The sequence below is a fragment of the Enterobacter cloacae complex sp. 2024EL-00711 genome (assembly GCF_047529885.1).
Taxonomy (GTDB): Bacteria; Pseudomonadota; Gammaproteobacteria; order Enterobacterales; family Enterobacteriaceae; genus Enterobacter; species Enterobacter ludwigii.
Window position 1 is genome coordinate 161,574 of the sequence record NZ_JBLIZC010000004.1, and the last position, 15,716, is coordinate 177,289.

The 15,716-nt window shown below is 51.7% G+C and carries 17 protein-coding genes; 4 read left to right on the forward strand and 13 right to left on the reverse strand.

From position 1 onward, the window contains the following. Window positions 1–137: 137 nt before the first annotated feature. Both ACMVME_RS13145 and ACMVME_RS13150 read right to left on the reverse strand, forming a co-directional pair. Window positions 138–494: a DUF4440 domain-containing protein gene (locus ACMVME_RS13145; RefSeq protein ID WP_044867789.1), complete on the reverse strand. Its 357-nt coding sequence runs from the start codon at window positions 492–494 to the stop codon at window positions 138–140. Between the two features lie 15 nt (window positions 495–509). Beyond that, window positions 510–1,469, reverse strand: coding sequence for a LysR family transcriptional regulator (locus ACMVME_RS13150; protein WP_020885050.1), 960 nt, complete (start codon window positions 1,467–1,469; stop codon window positions 510–512). Between the two features lie 92 nt (window positions 1,470–1,561). Here ACMVME_RS13150 and ACMVME_RS13155 point away from each other — a divergent pair, with 92 nt between their 5' ends. After that, window positions 1,562–2,038, forward strand: coding sequence for a GNAT family N-acetyltransferase (locus ACMVME_RS13155; protein WP_014169039.1), 477 nt, complete (start codon window positions 1,562–1,564; stop codon window positions 2,036–2,038). Between the two features lie 108 nt (window positions 2,039–2,146). Here ACMVME_RS13155 and ACMVME_RS13160 read toward each other — a convergent pair whose 3' ends face one another. The 10 genes from ACMVME_RS13160 to ACMVME_RS13205 form a co-directional block, all read right to left on the reverse strand. Then, window positions 2,147–2,533, reverse strand: coding sequence for a hypothetical protein (locus ACMVME_RS13160; protein WP_040016881.1), 387 nt, complete (start codon window positions 2,531–2,533; stop codon window positions 2,147–2,149). Between the two features lie 63 nt (window positions 2,534–2,596). Further along, the gene (locus ACMVME_RS13165) at window positions 2,597–4,540 is read right to left on the reverse strand and encodes a putative bifunctional diguanylate cyclase/phosphodiesterase (RefSeq protein ID WP_032677628.1); all 1,944 of its coding nucleotides are present in this window, start codon (window positions 4,538–4,540) and stop codon (window positions 2,597–2,599) included. Between the two features lie 16 nt (window positions 4,541–4,556). Further along, complete coding sequence (locus ACMVME_RS13170) at window positions 4,557–5,051, reverse strand: molybdopterin-dependent oxidoreductase (protein ID WP_020885054.1); 495 nt, start codon at window positions 5,049–5,051, stop codon at window positions 4,557–4,559. Between the two features lie 409 nt (window positions 5,052–5,460). After that, on the reverse strand, window positions 5,461–6,048 hold the full coding sequence (locus ACMVME_RS13175; protein ID WP_014169035.1) for a TetR/AcrR family transcriptional regulator: 588 nt from the start codon (window positions 6,046–6,048) through the stop codon (window positions 5,461–5,463). Window positions 6,049–6,123: 75 nt separating this feature from the next. After that, complete coding sequence (locus ACMVME_RS13180) at window positions 6,124–6,669, reverse strand: cytochrome b (RefSeq protein ID WP_020885056.1); 546 nt, start codon at window positions 6,667–6,669, stop codon at window positions 6,124–6,126. Continuing rightward, window positions 6,666–7,721, reverse strand: coding sequence for a catalase family peroxidase (locus ACMVME_RS13185; protein ID WP_044866537.1), 1,056 nt, complete (start codon window positions 7,719–7,721; stop codon window positions 6,666–6,668). Before ACMVME_RS13185 ends, ACMVME_RS13180 begins: the two co-directional genes overlap by 4 nt. Window positions 7,722–7,818: 97 nt before the next feature. After that, window positions 7,819–8,382, reverse strand: a complete 564-nt coding sequence (aroQ, locus tag ACMVME_RS13190; RefSeq protein WP_020885058.1) for a gamma subclass chorismate mutase AroQ — start codon at window positions 8,380–8,382, stop codon at window positions 7,819–7,821. 333 nt (window positions 8,383–8,715) lie between these two features. Further along, window positions 8,716–9,363 carry an isochorismatase family protein gene (locus ACMVME_RS13195; protein ID WP_068795124.1) on the reverse strand — a complete coding sequence of 216 codons (648 nt, stop codon included), beginning with the start codon at window positions 9,361–9,363 and terminating at the stop codon, window positions 8,716–8,718. A 170-nt stretch (window positions 9,364–9,533) separates the two neighbouring features. Beyond that, complete coding sequence (locus ACMVME_RS13200; protein ID WP_068795125.1) at window positions 9,534–10,448, reverse strand: LysR family transcriptional regulator; 915 nt, start codon at window positions 10,446–10,448, stop codon at window positions 9,534–9,536. 232 nt (window positions 10,449–10,680) lie between these two features. Then, window positions 10,681–11,418 carry an SDR family oxidoreductase gene (locus ACMVME_RS13205; protein ID WP_014169027.1) on the reverse strand — a complete coding sequence of 246 codons (738 nt, stop codon included), beginning with the start codon at window positions 11,416–11,418 and terminating at the stop codon, window positions 10,681–10,683. A gap of 125 nt (window positions 11,419–11,543) precedes the next feature. Between ACMVME_RS13205 and ACMVME_RS13210 the strand changes: the two genes are divergently transcribed. Continuing rightward, window positions 11,544–12,452, forward strand: coding sequence for a LysR family transcriptional regulator (locus ACMVME_RS13210; protein WP_020885062.1), 909 nt, complete (start codon window positions 11,544–11,546; stop codon window positions 12,450–12,452). A gap of 19 nt (window positions 12,453–12,471) precedes the next feature. Here the strand turns inward: ACMVME_RS13210 and ACMVME_RS13215 are convergent, their stop codons facing one another. Then, entirely contained in the window at window positions 12,472–13,341 is an 870-nt protein-coding gene (locus ACMVME_RS13215) for a LysR family transcriptional regulator (protein WP_014169025.1), read from the reverse strand. 114 nt (window positions 13,342–13,455) lie between these two features. Here ACMVME_RS13215 and ACMVME_RS13220 point away from each other — a divergent pair, with 114 nt between their 5' ends. Next, complete coding sequence (locus tag ACMVME_RS13220) at window positions 13,456–14,202, forward strand: glucose 1-dehydrogenase (protein ID WP_020885064.1); 747 nt, start codon at window positions 13,456–13,458, stop codon at window positions 14,200–14,202. 48 nt (window positions 14,203–14,250) lie between these two features. Continuing rightward, window positions 14,251–15,708 carry an MFS transporter gene (locus tag ACMVME_RS13225; protein WP_044866534.1) on the forward strand — a complete coding sequence of 486 codons (1,458 nt, stop codon included), beginning with the start codon at window positions 14,251–14,253 and terminating at the stop codon, window positions 15,706–15,708. Window positions 15,709–15,716: the final 8 nt, after the last annotated feature.

Here is a 15,716-nt window from a genome sequence, read left to right on the forward strand (position 1 = left end):
TGCTACGAGCGATAAGCGACCCCATAAACTTAAAATGAGTGCGGAGCAATGCCGCTATTTCAGGCCAGCCCGTCGGCTGGCTTAACTCTCCCCACTTGAGATTCAGAAATCGTTTTCTGCGGTGCGCTCCTGGGACCTTATCCGCTCCCCGCATCAGGTGTCCCCTGATGGAATACCCGTTTCCATTGCCCGCTCCCGGCCCGCTCCCAACACGAAGAACGCAAAGTCTGGCGAGCGCCGTTCGCATTGAATGTCCTGTAGTGCAATATCGCGACATCCTCTCTTATTTGGATGAGCTGAAAGTCGCAGCTGAGAATGGTCGGGATAACTGCTTCGGCAGAAAGTGCCTCTATTGTCTGCGAACGATCGATCAACACACCTGATCGTGTTATTTCTCTGAACTGGTCGTGAAGTATCTGTTCAAGCCATTCACGATCGTTGCGTCTGCTGCCATGAAGCGTGCGTTCCAGCGTTTTCAACTGTTCCAGAAGCATGGCATTTACCCTCATTCAAATTCGACTGTCAGTTTCATGGCCATAAATGTTTTGCGGCAACTCGTCCGCCAGCATGTGAAGTGTCGTCTTCAGCCATTTGGTTGCCCCTCTCTGGCCACTGCGTTTATGCGAGTAAATCTTTACTTCAAACGGGCTTATGGTGAACGGCAATGAAAAAATCTGAATACTGGCAGCATGTTTCAGCTTCTCAGCAGCAAAACGGGGAATGGCCATTAGCAGGTCGCTTTCCGCAACGATAAACGGGGCACTCAGCATGGATGGCGTCTTAAGCGCTATCTGCCGCGTATACCCCAACTGCTCAAGCCGTAAATCCAGTACCCCCTGCTTTTCGTTCCAGGGGGTTATCACCAGATGCCGTGCAGCAAGATAATCTTCCAGCGTCAGCTGTGTTCGGCGGGTATTGCTGATGACAACATACTCATCCTCAAACCAGTTTATCTCGTCCAGTTCATTGTGACGGATATCGTCGGGTGTACTGAATCCCAGCGCCAGATCCACTTCTCCTGCCAACAGTTCGTTCAGCGCCGGGCTGTGTGGCAAATAGCGTAAATCAAAGCGCAAGCCAGGAGCTTCCTGCTGCAGCCTCTGCATCAACGTCGGGAAAATGCACAACGCGGTAAAGTCCGTAATCGCAATCTGGATCCGCTCCGTGCTTTCGCAAGCCACGAACGCCGGTTGTACAGTCAGCTCCTGATTGAGAAATTTCAGTGCTGATGCAATAGAGGGCGCGAGCTGGGTGGCATACACGCTTGGGCACATCCGGTGTCCTTCCCGGTAAAATAGCGGGTCATTGAGCGCAATACGCAGTCGGGACAGTGCGTGGCTCAACGCAGAGGTGCTCATCGCCAGTTCATCCGCAGCGAGGCGAACGGAACAGTGCCGATAAATGGCGTCAAAAATGAGCAGCAGGTTTAAATCAAGACGTCGCAGCGCTGGATGCATAATATTCATCATTGGGTGATTTCATTGCACTTAATTCTTCTGACAATACCCCCTATGCTTAATGCCATCAATAACGATGCCTTGCAAAAAAGACAGGAAAACATATGAGTATCAGCCTTCGCCAGGCCCGCCCGGAAGATGCCTCCGCTATTTACGATATGATTTATGAGCTGGCGGTTTACGAAAAAGCCCCGCAAGAAGTGGTCACCACACCGGATGAGATTCGCGAAACACTCTTTGGCGACGGCAGCCATACCGAAGCGTTAATCTGCGAGATTGAAGGGAAAATCGCCGGATACGCCGTGTTCTTCACCAGCTACTCCACATGGCTTGGACGTAACGGTATTTATATGGAAGATTTGTATATTTCCCCCGATTATCGCGGCAAGGGCGCGGGAAAAGCGATGCTGAAGAAAATTGCGCAATATGCCGTGGAACGGCGCTGCGGACGCCTTGAATGGAGCGTACTGGACTGGAACCAGCCCGCAATTGATTTTTACCTCAGCATTGGCGCATTACCTCAAAACGAATGGGTACGGTATCGCCTGGAGGGTAACGCGCTGTTGAACTTTGCCGAATAACGCGACCGTGTTGCAGCAAATTGCAGATGCAGGCTGCTTCTGTTGAGGGGCAGTCATGTTCGCGTTGAGGGGAGTATCAGGAACACATTGATCAGGCTTCGGGCCTGTTCAGCCGCGGCGTGTTCGTCGGTGGAGTATTTCTTCGACATAATGGTCAATGGCAATATTGTGCTCACGGCTCACGCGCGAAATGAATATGTGCAAAAGCGCCAGCGATGCGTGGAGTGTGACTGCGACCAGGTTGTCGAAGTCTTTCTGAGTGAAACGGTCATTCCCCTTCAGTGTCGAATGCTGGAGCAAAGTGTGGGCCGTGATCTCGAGGACGGCTCGCCTGTAATCGCTCGACAGCAGGACATCCAGATCGGTCTGGCGAAGATCAAACGTGAAGTTAAAACTGACAAATCCGGAATCGACCGGCAAAGAGTAGGTCAGTCTGTCACCCTGTTGCTCAACGTACGGTTCATACCCCTCCCCCATCAGCCGTTGCGCCTGCATATCGCCCTCTCTTCTCTTCCAGGCGCCAGGCACACGTGTTGACCAGTGAGCGTCACCGCAGGATTAAACAAGTGTTTCACCCGCTTTGATTGATTGACTGATAAAGGGCGCGGGCTTTCCAAAGAGATATCCTTGTGCCAAATCACACCCCAAACGTTGAAGGCATAACAGTTGATCATTGGTTTCAACGCCTTCAGCAATAATTACCATATCAAGGCATTTCGCCATGCCGACCATTAATTTTGCGATGGTCTGAGTTTCTTCATCCGTGGATATTGTTCGCACAAAAGATTTATCGATTTTTATTTTATCAAAGCCTAACTGAATCAATCTTGAAAGGGAGGAATAGCCCGTACCGAAATCATCAATAGAGATTTTTATGCCCAGCACTCTGAGCGCCATAAGGATTTCGATGGGGGTTTCACTGTCGGTAAACAGCGAAGATTCCGTCACTTCCAGCTCAAGCCGGGTAGCGGGCAACCCCGTTTCGGCCAGCACTGCGCGTACTGTATCGACAAAATTCATACTGCTTAACTGCACCGGAGACACGTTGACAGAGATCCTTGCTGGCACCTTCCATGTCGTCGCTTCCTTGCAGGCGATTTCAAGCGCGGCTTTGCCTATCTCATGGATGAATCCCGTTTTCTCTGCTACCGAAATAAAATCATCCGGCGCAATGATGCCCTTAACGGGATGATTCCAGCGCAGAAGGGCTTCATAGCCATATATTTCAGTGGTGTACGAATCAACAATCGGCTGATAGTAAACGACCAACTCTTTATTTGCGACTGCCACTGATAAATCACGCTCCAGGGTTCTGCTTTCCTCGAGCTTTTGCAGCATGATGCGGCGAAACACTTTGATCATGTTTAAGCCTGCACGTTTAGCTTCATACAGAGCAAGATCGGCAAACTTATAAAGGTAATCTGAACGTCGTTCTAATTCTGAAACAACAATACCGACGCAGGTACCAATGGTGACGTTAGAGTTACCTATTATGTAAGGCTTTTTAATGCACTCACAGATTTCCATTGCCAGATTAACGGCACTTTCTTCTGTCAGCTCATGCGACAATAATGCAAACTCGTCGCCCCCGAGGCGATAGAATGTATTTGTTTCGTTGCTCATGGAGGATAAACGGTGCGCAACCTCACGCAATAACAGATCGCCGGCATCGTGACCAAAGCTGTCATTGACTTCTTTAAAGCGATCGAGATCAAACAACATGACCGTGACAGGCCTGTGTATGCGGCTCGCTATCGAGATATTATTAATAAGATCATCCCAGAAATAAAGCCTGTTTTTAAGCCCCGTCAACGAGTCATGGTAAACGTCATACGCCAGTTTTTTATTCTGTTGCTGGAGTATTTCCTTCGATTTCTGAAGTTCATTTGCCAGGCTGGTAACCTGTCGGTGAGTTTTAAGTATCTTCCTGTTCTGGCAGACATTTAAAACACCCAATATCGCACTTAAAATAATCAGCAGAACCGAAAGGCCTGAGTAGATACGATACAGCTTTTGTATATTCTGGTTTGTCTCGTTGATGGAGTTAACATCATTGGAGAGTGCACTGGATGAAAACTGGCTAAGGGAGGAATCAAGCGCATACATTTTCTCAAGATAATCAGCAAGTTGAGCGCGACTCATCCCTTCCAGATGATGATCAAGATAATCAAGCGTTTCATGCAGATTTTTTGCCAGTGCATTATGGCTTTTATTCGACTTTACATATTTCCCTAAATCGCCTTCTTTCAGTAACTCACGCTGGCTAAGCATGATCTCCAGCCGCATGCGGAGATCGTCCATGGTGATATCAGGATTATTGTCAGAATAACGGCTGATCCACGACTCCAGCCTGTAGTATTCTGAAACCATCTGAGAGACAGACCAGGAGTCTTTATAATGGTTGAGTTTTTGCAGATCCTCCTGCCGCTCATGCAAAAGAAATGAAATATACCCGGTTGTAATGAATAGGAAAAATATAATGCCTACCAGGATCCTGTTCATGCATTTCTCCAGATTATTACTCTACGACCATTTTGCTAATCTGCCATGCTGATCTCGAGTAATAGACCTGGTTATCCAACTCTTTGTTACTTTCATAAGGATAGACAATAAACAGAGGGCCCTTGTCGCGAACGCGCATATATTGGCCGTTCATTTTTATTGCAAGGATCACGTTATATTTTGTGAAGTCTTCAATGGGAATTTCAGTCGTATAATCATTGAGCGCGGTTACACTCAGAACAGTGCCTTTGGCGCCGACCAGTTCCATGAGTTTTTTCATGGGAATACCCTCAAAGCTTGTCTGGTCATTATACCATGGGTTACGGGTACGCATGGTAACGAGGCCGATTTTTTCCAGGCCAGCGATATCAAAGACTGCAGCGCCATTTTGATTACTGTTCTCGATTTTCCCGGAGATGGTTAACACGGGTTTCCCTTCAAGCTTAGGGAGTTCCTTCCCCCAGGAACAGGTCGAAATAATCAAGAAAAGTAGGGTGATTGCCATTCTCATGCGCGATGACTCCATTAAGGAAATAGGTATGTCTTGTCGTCTATTCTGACACAAATTGTTACCAGCCAACCAGATAAGACTCCAGGACGAAACGGTCCCGTTATACTCTCGTTTAACGGTCCATGACAGCCATCCCGACGTTGTTGCTTGCCGTATCGTCATTAACAAAGATTAGCCTTCAGACGTGTCCCTGTCTCCCTTTTACACCATGATAATATGAGACAGAGCAGGTTATTAAAATTGGACGAAGGCGGAATTTGAAAAAATTGTCGTTTCTAATCCCCCGTTGCGTCTTAAACGGTCAGAATTTGTGCGGAGTGGTCAATTATTGGTACGGAATACCCTCAGGAGAGATGCACATTGCGCCCTTATAAGCAGGTTAAAAGGGCAATGTCGTGCTATCGAGCGATCAATCCGACACAAGAATATTGTCGATGACCGGCTGGACGATTTGCTGAAATACTTTCGCGTCGTTAAACGCGCGTGCGGCTAACATGGCACCATGTACCGTTGCCATTAACTGCCCCGCCTCGCTGGCGTGGGTTGACCGGACAGTAAAGCATTTTTCCCTTTCTCCTCTCTGAAGCAACTCCGTCAGCCAGCCAGAGAGATCGGCGAAATGTCCCGTCACTTCCGAAGCGACTTCGGGCGGCAACGTCGGCAGTTCGGCGGCAAGCATCGCGCAGATACAAAATGGCGCAGAACCGTCCTGGATGCATTTGGCCCAATAATCGGCATAGGCCTGAAGTTCGGCAACCGGATTATTTAGTTGATGGCTTAATGCCTGCATTCCGGCGCGGGCCTCCTGGCGATACTCGCTCACGACGACCCTTACCAGCTCCGCCTTGCTTGAAAAATGGTGGTGAATACTCGCCTTGCGAATATTCACCTTTTCAGAAAGGTCGGCAAAACTGAAGCTTCGGTAGCCACCGGTGGTAAGCAATTGTCGGGTGAAAAATATAATGTCGTTTGCTTTCTGTGAACGTTCGGTGGACATAGCCGTAACCCATTGTCAGTATACAGATCAATAAGATATCAGAGAGCAGAGCGAAAACCTACCGACAGGCCGCCTTTACTGCCGCCGTCTGCCGGTCCCCGCCATACTGTCAAAGACGCCATCACGCAGCACTAACGCATGAAAAAGCGCGGCCGCCAAATGCAGCATCACGGTAGCAAATAGCATCAGCGCAACCAGAGAGTGCAAAGGCCGCAGAATAGCAAACCAGTCGTTATTCACCGGAACAATGGGTGGCAAAACAACCCCGCCCCCGAGGGTGATGGGGTACCCCGCCGCTGACTGCATCGCCCAGCCAATCAGGGGCTGAAGGAACATCATGATGTATAACGCCCAGTGTGAGAGATGCGCTATCAGGCGCTGCCAGGCCGGTATGGAAGCCGGTAGCGAAGGGACGGAGGTATAAAACCTCAGCCATAGCCTGACCACCACCAGAACCAGAATCATCAGCCCCAGCGGTTTGTGGATCGCCACCAGCAGGGCATGTTTCGACGAAATGGTTGAAACCATCGCGATGCCGATAAACAACATTGCCACGATAGCCGCTGCCATGAACCAGTGCAGAATGCGCAACGCCGGATGGAAATAAGCAACCTGTTTCATAAGCCAGCTCCTGACTGTCGGGACTGTTCACGGGTACGCGCATTGTAGGATTTGGCATAGGCCGCCGAGCGCGCATTGAGTAAAGGATCGTCCGAAGGGGCAATGCCATCGGGCAAAATCAGCGGATCGTAGTTGATGTCATTGCACGGACCGTTTTGCTGCGGTGTTGCACGCGTCAGCACGAGCATGCCGGCATTGATGGTTTGCCGATCTTCAGGCCAGACCTGGCTTGCATCGTTGCCCGGATCGCCCGGTTTAGCGACGGTAATCATCAGATCCCATTTCAGCGGCCCTTGCTTCAGGCGCTCTTCAAGATCGTGTTGCAGAAAATCTTTATCATTTTTATCCGCCTCGCTCATCGGCTGAGAGCCAATATGCGGCACCATACTCCAGCGGACCAGATGCTCTTTACCCGTTTTATCAATAAAGCGAAATGCATTCAGGCTATTAAAGCGATCGCTTGCCCAACTGGATGAAGGTACATACTGCTTTGCCCAGGCGAGGTAGGGTTGCATCTGAGGATGCGCGATCACAAACGCCTTAAGCTTATCGGGGTTGGGTTTACCGGTTGCCGGATCGGGCAGAGTCAGGTTTTGCAGCGCATAGAAGTCTTCAACGGTAGAGACCGGAAAGCGTGGCATCGCGTTCATGCCTGTTCGCCACTGCTCGCCGTTGCTCTGCCTGAATTGCAGCGCCATGCTGCGCACGGGAACGGCATAATCCGGCGCTTTTGGGTTACCCCCTGCGATGGCGAAACGGCCCGTAACTGGCGTTTCGCCAGGGGCAAATAGCGCTGCTCGCGATAACGAACTGACCTGGCCGTTAGAGATAAAATCCCCCACCACGCACACGCCCTTCGCGTGATTGCGGCGAAAACCGGGATGTTCCCCACCCGATTTCTGCAATACCGAAACCAGTTTGTCAGACGTCAGACGATTCGGCGTCAGCCAGCCGCCTGACCAGAGAAACAGCGCTATCAAGACAAGGGGAATAATCGCGACCAGGCACAGGCGGACTATTTTTTGGCCGGTGGAAAGTGAAGTGTTCGTCATATTTTTGCTCACACAGTGAATACACAATCAAATACGCGAGAACGTATTCCTGAAAACATTAAGCACGTCTTTCGCTGCTGGCGTGATAACTCGCCCATTAAGACGCGCCACAGGATGAATGAAGCAGGATTTTTTTAACTGTAGCCCAGAGCCGCTCTTTATCTCTGTCACGTATTTTTTCATGCTGAATTTCTCGCATGAATGCCGCTTTATCAGCTCCGGAAAAGCCGCCCTCCGTTTTTAATTTCCGGGCGATACTGCGAAGCGTTGATTCATCGGCATGGGCAATTTTTGCTCTCACCGCAGAGAGCGGCATCGGTGTCCTCGGTGTATCTTCTTCCATCAGCCAGTCGGCACAATGGAAATGCTGGATAGCCTTCGCAATGTCCATCTGCAGTTGAATGAAAGACCTGACGCTCTCTCTTTCCAGCCCTGACGCGTGGGCGACAGCAAAGGCTCTTTCAAGCACGTCCCGTTCCTGTTCAGGGTCGGCAATTGCCTGACCCTGCTGCGCCTTATACGCTGCAACCTCTTTCATCAGGCAAAAACGCAGGTTGATACTCATGCCAGGGCCGGAAAAAACCTCGGTCGCTGTCGTTGTTTCCGCAATGCCATCTCCCTGAATGGATGGCCCTGCCGCTAACTCATGCTTTTTCTCCATTACCGATCTCACTTATCGCATAGGTAAAAAATAACGTTCTCAGGCCCGGATCCGGTTGGCTGGAAAGCGAATGAAAACCAACCTACCAGTTGGTAGGTAGAGTGTCAATTTCATCACTCATTTTTTACTCAATGCTGGATGCCATGTTTGTTCGGAATGGTTTTCAAAAGAATTCGGGGTAAGAGAGGCAGCCGAAACGGCGAGCGAGGGGGAACGAAGAGAAGTGAACAGTACCCAGAAAAAACATGCGGGCAGGAATACTGCATCCTGCCCGCATACCGGCCATACGGTCATTCCACTCCCCCAGCAAAAAAAATCGTATGGCGAGTTATCTTAGGCGTGAACCATATCTGCACAATACTGGATGCCAATACCGAACGCTCCGCCATGTTTCTGGCTGATCGAAGTGGTCAGTTCGTAGGTTTCATGACGTGCCCAGTCACGTTGCAGTTCAAGCAGGTAAGTCAGGGCAGTAATCGGCTTTGCGCCAGTCTGAATCATGCGTTGTACAGCGCGTTCATGAGCTTCTGCACTCATGTCACCGCTGGCGTCTGTGACGATATAGACGTCAAAACCTTGCTCAATGGCAGACTGAACCGGACCATTCAGACAGACCGAGGTCCACAGACCTGCAAACACCAGGCGGTCGCGCTCCAGTTTGTTGACGGCATCAACAAAATTACCATCTTCCCATGCGTTGGAGGTGGATCGGTTAACGTACGACGCGTCATCCGGGAATACCGCTGAAACTTCAGGAAATACCGGGCCCGCAAAATCATGGCGTGAAATCGTCGAAACAAGGGTCGGAATATTAAACCCCTTACCTGTTTCCGCGAGGACTGCGGTATTTTGTCTCAGCAGGCCGATATCAATATTTTTCACATTGAACGCCATCTGGCTCTGGTGATCCAGCAGGATCAGCGCATGGTTTTCCGGGCTTAACAGATTTCTGGCCGCTGCAGGTGTTGCTTTAATCGTCATAATAATTTCCGCGATGTTTGTTTAAATTTATCAGTGTATTAACGACCTGATTCGTGAACTCGGGAAAACTATACAAAACGAAATATTCTTTTGTCCGTTCATTTTTGCAAAGGGCTTATTGCAAAAATGAACGCTGTGAAATATTAATGAATTTTATATGAAAAAAGGAATTAACATGTCTGTCCGAATATTCTCTTTCTGTTTTCTGCTAAATAGTGGGAACAGTGATTCATAAATTCCCTTATTTTTGCTGATTTCCTCACATCAGGATGCGCGAGCAGCCAAATGTCTTCACCCAGTCCCTCCACGATGGGGCTAATCTGAGCCAGTTTATCTATCTGATTGCCATGCATGCAGGGTAACAAACCGATCCCAATCCCGCTTGAGATTGCCGACGCAACACTGAGAACGGAGTCGCCGCGAAAGGTGATATTTTTCTCGGGAATATTTTTTTCAATCCACAGAAAGGCGTTTAACTTAGACATTGCGTAATGGAAGGAGACCCAGCGATGCTCCGTGAGCGTCATAGCATTGACTTGCTTTTTTTCCCATTGTTCACGTAAACCATACACTGCCCAGAACGCCGATCCCACCTTGCGGCCGGAAAGATGCTCCGGAATGTCTCTGGTGGCTCGAAACGCGATATCCGCCCCGCCATCGAACAAATTGACGGATTCATTTCCTGTCGAGACCTGAAAGGTAATGTGGGGATTTATTCGGCTAAATGACGCGATCAGCGGGTTAAGGTAATCCTGCAAAAGGGCATCCGACGTGGTGACCCTTATCTCCCCCGAAAAACCGCATTCATCCTCTTCAATGTTCTGTAGAACATAGTGGATATCCTCTTCAATGCGGTGTCCCAGGGCGATCAGCGCGGTTCCGGCTTTTGTCGGAACGTAGTGGGTGCGGCGACGCAGAAAGAGGGCTAATGCCAGCGACGTCTCAATGGCCCCCAACCGACGAAACAAGGTGGAATGATTGATGCCCAGAGCATCTGCGGCGCGTGACAGATTACCGTGCTCACCTACAGCCATAACGGTTTTCAAATCATCCCAGGAAAAGTTCTGGGAGGTCATTTTCTTCATACTCTTTAAATCCAAATATCTTATCGGCAAGCCAGCTGTAAAAATTGCTGGCGGATGCGCTCGGCAATGGCATTGACCACCGCCGCACTCTCATCAGTCGGATCAATATCAACCCGGAAGGGACGTTTCCCGCAGGTGTATTGACGATATTGACTATTACCTGCGCGGCATGACCGTGCAGGCCTCATCGCTCATTTACCCCGGAAGCGTATGCATCCGCCTGTCGGGGGGATTAGGCGAAGCCACCGTTTACACGAATAACCTGCGAGTTGATCCAGCTCCCGTCCGGACCGGCGATCATCGCTACTGCGCTGGCGATCTCTTCTGGGGTACCGATGCGCTCGAGCGGGGCCAGTTTTGCAACGGCCGCAACCTGCTCTTCGCTCTTACCGTTAAAGAAGAGCTCAGTCCCGGTGGGGCCCGGAGCAACGGCATTAACGGTGATATTTCTGCCCCGCAGTTCGTTTGCCAGCACGTGTACAAGCCCTTCCACGCCTGCTTTTGAGGCGATATAGGGACCATAAGCCGGGAAGGATTTGGCGATCACGCTCGTCGAAAGGGCAATGATTCTGCCGCCTTCACTCACGGTTTCAGCAGCATTTGCCAGCACCAGAAATGCGCCACGCAGGTTGGTATGAATGACACGATCAAAATCGTGAAGACCGGCAGGGGTAATCTTCGCCATTGGCATGATCCCCGCGCTGTGCACCACCACATCCAGTCTGCCGGTAACCGCTTTCGCTTGCTGGAACAAGTGGCTGACGTCCGCTTCGCTGGCAACATCAGCCTGAATCGCCGTCGCACGGCCACCTTTAGCGACGATGCTCTGCACGGTTTGCTCTGCCGCCTCGGCATTACCTGCGTAATTCACGATAGTGGTAAAACCGTCCCGCGCGAGACGCTCAGCAATGGCGCGGCCGATACCACGGGAACCGCCCGTAACAAGGGCAGTTTTATTGACTTTGTCCATCGTTCTCTCCGGTTTCAGTGAAAGGGGGTCTGAATGAAGATATTAATGTTTTAGCGGGAGAGATAAATGGGTGATATTTGATAACATAATTCCATTATCGTTAATAATCGCCTTCAGGATCCGTGATGGATAAATTTGATACCATGCTGCTCTTCACCCGCATTGTAGAGCTTCAAAGCTTCAGTCAGGCCGCGGACCAGCTAGGGATCCCCAGAGCGACGGCCAGCAATGCAATAAAAAGCCTGGAGAAAAACCTGGAGTGTCGTCTGCTGGAGCGGACGACCAGACACGTGCGGGCCTCGCTGGATGGCGAGGCATTTTATGAACGCTGCGTGCATATTCTTTCTGAACTGGACGATGCGGAGTCTTCCCTGCGTCATTCCGGCGTAAGACCACAGGGGATTTTGCGCGTGAATCTTCACGGGGCCCATGCGACCCGCATTGTACTGCCCCGTATTGACGAGTTTCACGCCCGCTATCCCGCCATCAGGCTGGTTATCAGCAGTGGGGATCGTCTGGTCGATCTGATTCGGGAAGGCGTTGACTGCGCCGTACGCGCGGGCAAGCTCTTTGATTCATCATTAATTGCCCGGCCTTTAGCCCAGATGCCTCAGGTTATCTGCGCCAGTCCGGACTATCTTCGTAAGCACGGCCGACCGATGACCCCTGACGATCTGCTTTCTCACCAGAGCGTCAATTTCTTTTCCACCAGCCGGGGTAAGAATTACCCTCTGGAACTCATTGTTAACGGTAAAGAGAAAAGCTATCCGACCAAAGGCTGGATGACTGTGAATGACGCAGAAAATTACGTTATTTGCGCGTTGCGTGGATGTGGGCTGGTTCAGCTTCCACGTTATCATGTGGACGATGCCCTTCGGGATGGCCTGCTACAGGAAGTGTTAAGTGACTGGAAAAGCCCGGCCATGCAACTTTCGGCTATCTATCCACAGCACCGACAGCTGTCTCCCCGTGTCCGGATTTTTGTAGACTGGCTGGTTTCTCTCTACCGGGAACGCTTTGAGGTGAACGCTTAATGGCTGCGTAAACCGTCGCTCACGTTGACGGCGCCGCGGGATCGGCAAGCATCGCATCGGCGATATCCAGCATAACCCGCAGGCGATCCATATGTCGGAGGTCAGAGTGATACCCTACCCATATATCTTTGGACGGCGGTGGCTCCGGCATGCTGATAGCCGCTAAGCCGGTGATGGCATCACCAAGCGGGCGCGGTAACACGGCGATGCCCATTCCGCGCTGGCACATCTGTGCCTGTACGGCCCGGCTGGTACTGGTGAACACACGTCGTGACTGGGGGAACCTGTCGAGCAGCCAGGCGACGTCAGAGAAGTGGGATTGTGCCGTGTTCATCAGAATAAGCCCCACTGCGGCCGGATCGTGTCGGGCGATATCGGCGATTTCCGGCGTTCCATATAGCGCATAGGGGATGCGCATCAGGCGGCGCTGGACAATATCCGGTTCGGTAAAGGGAACGATGCGAAACGCAATGTCGGCATCACGCCGCGACAGGTTAAGTAGGCGGTAGCTTGCGATAAGCTCCGGCACAATCGCCGGATGGCGGCGCGTCAGTTCCTCCAGGACCGGTGCGAGAACATAGTTGGCAAACCACTCTGCTGAAGAGATGCGCAATATCCCTTCAAGACGTTCGTGATTACCGGCGAGACGCCGCTCCATCGCCAGCGCGGAGTTTTCCATCGCTTCTGCCAGCTTCAGCACCCTGTCGCCAGCGTCGGTCAGAACCAGACCCTCCTGTGTCCGGCGAAATAGCGCTTGCTGCGCCTCTTCCTCAAGCGCCTTTATCCGGCGACCAATCGTCGGATGGCTCACACCCAGGCTTCGTGCCGCCTCGCCGAAAGAGCCCTTACGCATAACTGCAAGAAATACCCGGACGTCGCCCCATTCCATGCCAGTGTCTCACCGTACAAAAATGAACATTGAATATACAAAAGTGGCAGTTCCAAAACAACTTTGTCGATATCACTATAGCGTCCTCACCCCCCCAGTCAGGAAATGAATGACATGTACAAATTAAAAGACAAAGTGGCGATTGTAACCGGTGGTTCCAAAGGCATCGGAGCCGGGATTGCCCGTCAACTGGCGGCTGACGGCGCGAAGGTCATTGTCAATTACGCGTCAGGCAAAAGTAGTGCTGATCACGTCGTTGCCGATATACAGGCTGCCGGTGGGCAGGCGGTAGCGGTCGCGGCGGATGTCACCCGTCAGGCTGAGGTTGAGGCGCTGGTTAACGCGGCCATCGACATTTTCGGGCGGCTGGACATTGTGGTGAACAACGCCGGCATCTATGAGTTCGCCCGCATTGAAGAGAGCACAGAGGCACTCTACCGCAGACAATTCGACATCAATGTTCTGGGCCCGCTGTTAATGTCCGGCGCTGCTGCGCCGCATCTGAATAAAGGCAGCAGCATCATTAACATCAGTTCGTTCGTCACCCGCGTCTTTATCGCCGAGAGTGCCATCTACAGCGGCACCAAAGGGGCGATCGATGCTATTACCGGGGTACTGTCACGAGAACTCGGCCCCCGGGGAATTCGCGTCAACGCGGTCAACCCTGGCCTTATCGAAACGGAAGGCAGTCATAGTGCAGGCGCGATGAACTCGGACTTCCAGACATGGAATGAAAAGCAGACCCCACTCGGCCGCATCGGTCAGGTGCAGGATGTTGCGCCGATCGTCTCATTTCTCGCATCAGACGATGCGGGATGGATCACCGGTGAGGTGATTCTTGCCTCTGGTGGCATGCGCTAACGCTTTGCCTCTCAATCTCTGCACATAACCGTACCTGTGGAGTGTTCCATGTCGACCCCTATCCTCCCGCAAGCCGAGCCGCGTCGCTGGGCAATGTTTGTCATCCTGCTGGTTGGCGCATTTTTGCCCCCGCTCGATTTTTTTATCGTCAATGTTGCGCTGCCTGCTATTCAGGACGAGCTGAGCGCCTCTTCCTCTGCTGAACAGCTGGTCATTTCGTCCTATGCAGCCGTGTATGCCGTGACCTTAATTACCGGCGGTCGTCTGGGTGATATTTATGGTCGTGGGAAGATGTTTTTTATAGGGCTTATCGGTTTTGCGGCGGCATCGCTGCTGTGCGGTTTAGCCTGGTCACCATGGGTACTGATTAGTGGACGCGTGTTACAGGGTGCTACGGCCGCGATTATGGCGCCTCAGGCACTGGCTTCCGTACAGGCCATTTTTCCGGAAGCGGAAAAACCGTTCGCGTTGAGTATCTATGGCGCTGTATTTGGCCTGGCCTCGGTTATCGGGCAGGTAGTGGGCGGTATCCTGATCTCAGCGGATCTGTTTCACCTGGGATGGCGCGCTATTTTTCTCGTTAACTTGCCGGTGGCGCTGCTGGTCATTCTCTTCGGGTTGCCACTGCTGAAAGAGACGCGTGCGCCATCCGCACAACGACTGGACCCGGTCGGCATGTTACTGGCGACCGCCACGTTGAGTGCGCTGATTGTGCCGTTAATTGAAGGCCGTGAAGCGGGATGGCCCTGGTGGACATGGCTGTCATTTCTGGCTGTCCCGCTGCTGGCGTCGCTGTTATGGCGTTATGAGCGTCGCCTTAGCCAGAACGGCGGTTCGCCTCTGCTTGATCCGGTCGTATTACGCGCGCCGGGGCTGGGCCAGGGGCTGGCGATCGTTTTGCTGTTTTATTCTATCGGGGCCTTCTTTCTTTTGTTCTCCGTTTATCTACAAGATGCGTTGCAGTTAAACGCCCTGACTGCGGGCCTGCTTTTTCTGCCTTTTGGCGTGGGTTTTCTGATCGGTCCGTTGCTAACACCTTATCTGAGATGTTTTGTCGGCAATTACCTGAGCGCAATCGGGATGGGATGCGAGACGTTGGGGTTAGCAGGCCTGGCAGGGTTGATTGCCCATACTATGACGGGTAGCGCACCGTCCATGCTGCCACTCGCCGTATTGCTTTTTATCACCGGCCTCGGCCAGGGACTGGCGATGCCGACGCTGGTCCGGATGGTAACAGGCCGCGTTGCACCGGCGTTTTCAGGCATGATTGCCGGGGTAACCAGCTCGACACTCCAAATCAGCACTGCGCTGAGCGTCGCCGTCATCGGTGGCATTTTTTACAGCATGCTGGACACCAGCAGAAGCGGTGCAAATATTACGCATGCCTTTATCGTCGCCCTTTTGGCGATGGCGATATGCCTGGCCACAGGTGCCGCGCTAAGCATCCGGCTTATCCGGCAGGCCTCCGGTTTATTTTCTGCTGCGAGCGGCGCGTCTATCAAGTAACGTAACAG

What these genes read in the sequence shown, in the direction of transcription:
- ACMVME_RS13145 (WP_044867789.1), bottom strand. Translation starts at nt 494, where the DNA reads ATGCTTCTGGAACAGTTGAAAACGCTGGAACGCACGCTTCATGGCAGC.
- ACMVME_RS13150 (WP_020885050.1), bottom strand. Translation starts at nt 1,469, where the DNA reads ATGATGAATATTATGCATCCAGCGCTGCGACGTCTTGATTTAAACCTG.
- ACMVME_RS13155 (WP_014169039.1), top strand. Translation starts at nt 1,562, where the DNA reads ATGAGTATCAGCCTTCGCCAGGCCCGCCCGGAAGATGCCTCCGCTATT.
- ACMVME_RS13160 (WP_040016881.1), bottom strand. Translation starts at nt 2,533, where the DNA reads ATGCAGGCGCAACGGCTGATGGGGGAGGGGTATGAACCGTACGTTGAG.
- ACMVME_RS13165 (WP_032677628.1), bottom strand. Translation starts at nt 4,540, where the DNA reads ATGAACAGGATCCTGGTAGGCATTATATTTTTCCTATTCATTACAACC.
- ACMVME_RS13170 (WP_020885054.1), bottom strand. Translation starts at nt 5,051, where the DNA reads ATGAGAATGGCAATCACCCTACTTTTCTTGATTATTTCGACCTGTTCC.
- ACMVME_RS13175 (WP_014169035.1), bottom strand. Translation starts at nt 6,048, where the DNA reads ATGTCCACCGAACGTTCACAGAAAGCAAACGACATTATATTTTTCACC.
- ACMVME_RS13180 (WP_020885056.1), bottom strand. Translation starts at nt 6,669, where the DNA reads ATGAAACAGGTTGCTTATTTCCATCCGGCGTTGCGCATTCTGCACTGG.
- ACMVME_RS13185 (WP_044866537.1), bottom strand. Translation starts at nt 7,721, where the DNA reads ATGACGAACACTTCACTTTCCACCGGCCAAAAAATAGTCCGCCTGTGC.
- aroQ (WP_020885058.1), bottom strand. Translation starts at nt 8,382, where the DNA reads ATGGAGAAAAAGCATGAGTTAGCGGCAGGGCCATCCATTCAGGGAGAT.
- ACMVME_RS13195 (WP_068795124.1), bottom strand. Translation starts at nt 9,363, where the DNA reads ATGACGATTAAAGCAACACCTGCAGCGGCCAGAAATCTGTTAAGCCCG.
- ACMVME_RS13200 (WP_068795125.1), bottom strand. Translation starts at nt 10,448, where the DNA reads ATGAAGAAAATGACCTCCCAGAACTTTTCCTGGGATGATTTGAAAACC.
- ACMVME_RS13205 (WP_014169027.1), bottom strand. Translation starts at nt 11,418, where the DNA reads ATGGACAAAGTCAATAAAACTGCCCTTGTTACGGGCGGTTCCCGTGGT.
- ACMVME_RS13210 (WP_020885062.1), top strand. Translation starts at nt 11,544, where the DNA reads ATGGATAAATTTGATACCATGCTGCTCTTCACCCGCATTGTAGAGCTT.
- ACMVME_RS13215 (WP_014169025.1), bottom strand. Translation starts at nt 13,341, where the DNA reads ATGGAATGGGGCGACGTCCGGGTATTTCTTGCAGTTATGCGTAAGGGC.
- ACMVME_RS13220 (WP_020885064.1), top strand. Translation starts at nt 13,456, where the DNA reads ATGTACAAATTAAAAGACAAAGTGGCGATTGTAACCGGTGGTTCCAAA.
- ACMVME_RS13225 (WP_044866534.1), top strand. Translation starts at nt 14,251, where the DNA reads ATGTCGACCCCTATCCTCCCGCAAGCCGAGCCGCGTCGCTGGGCAATG.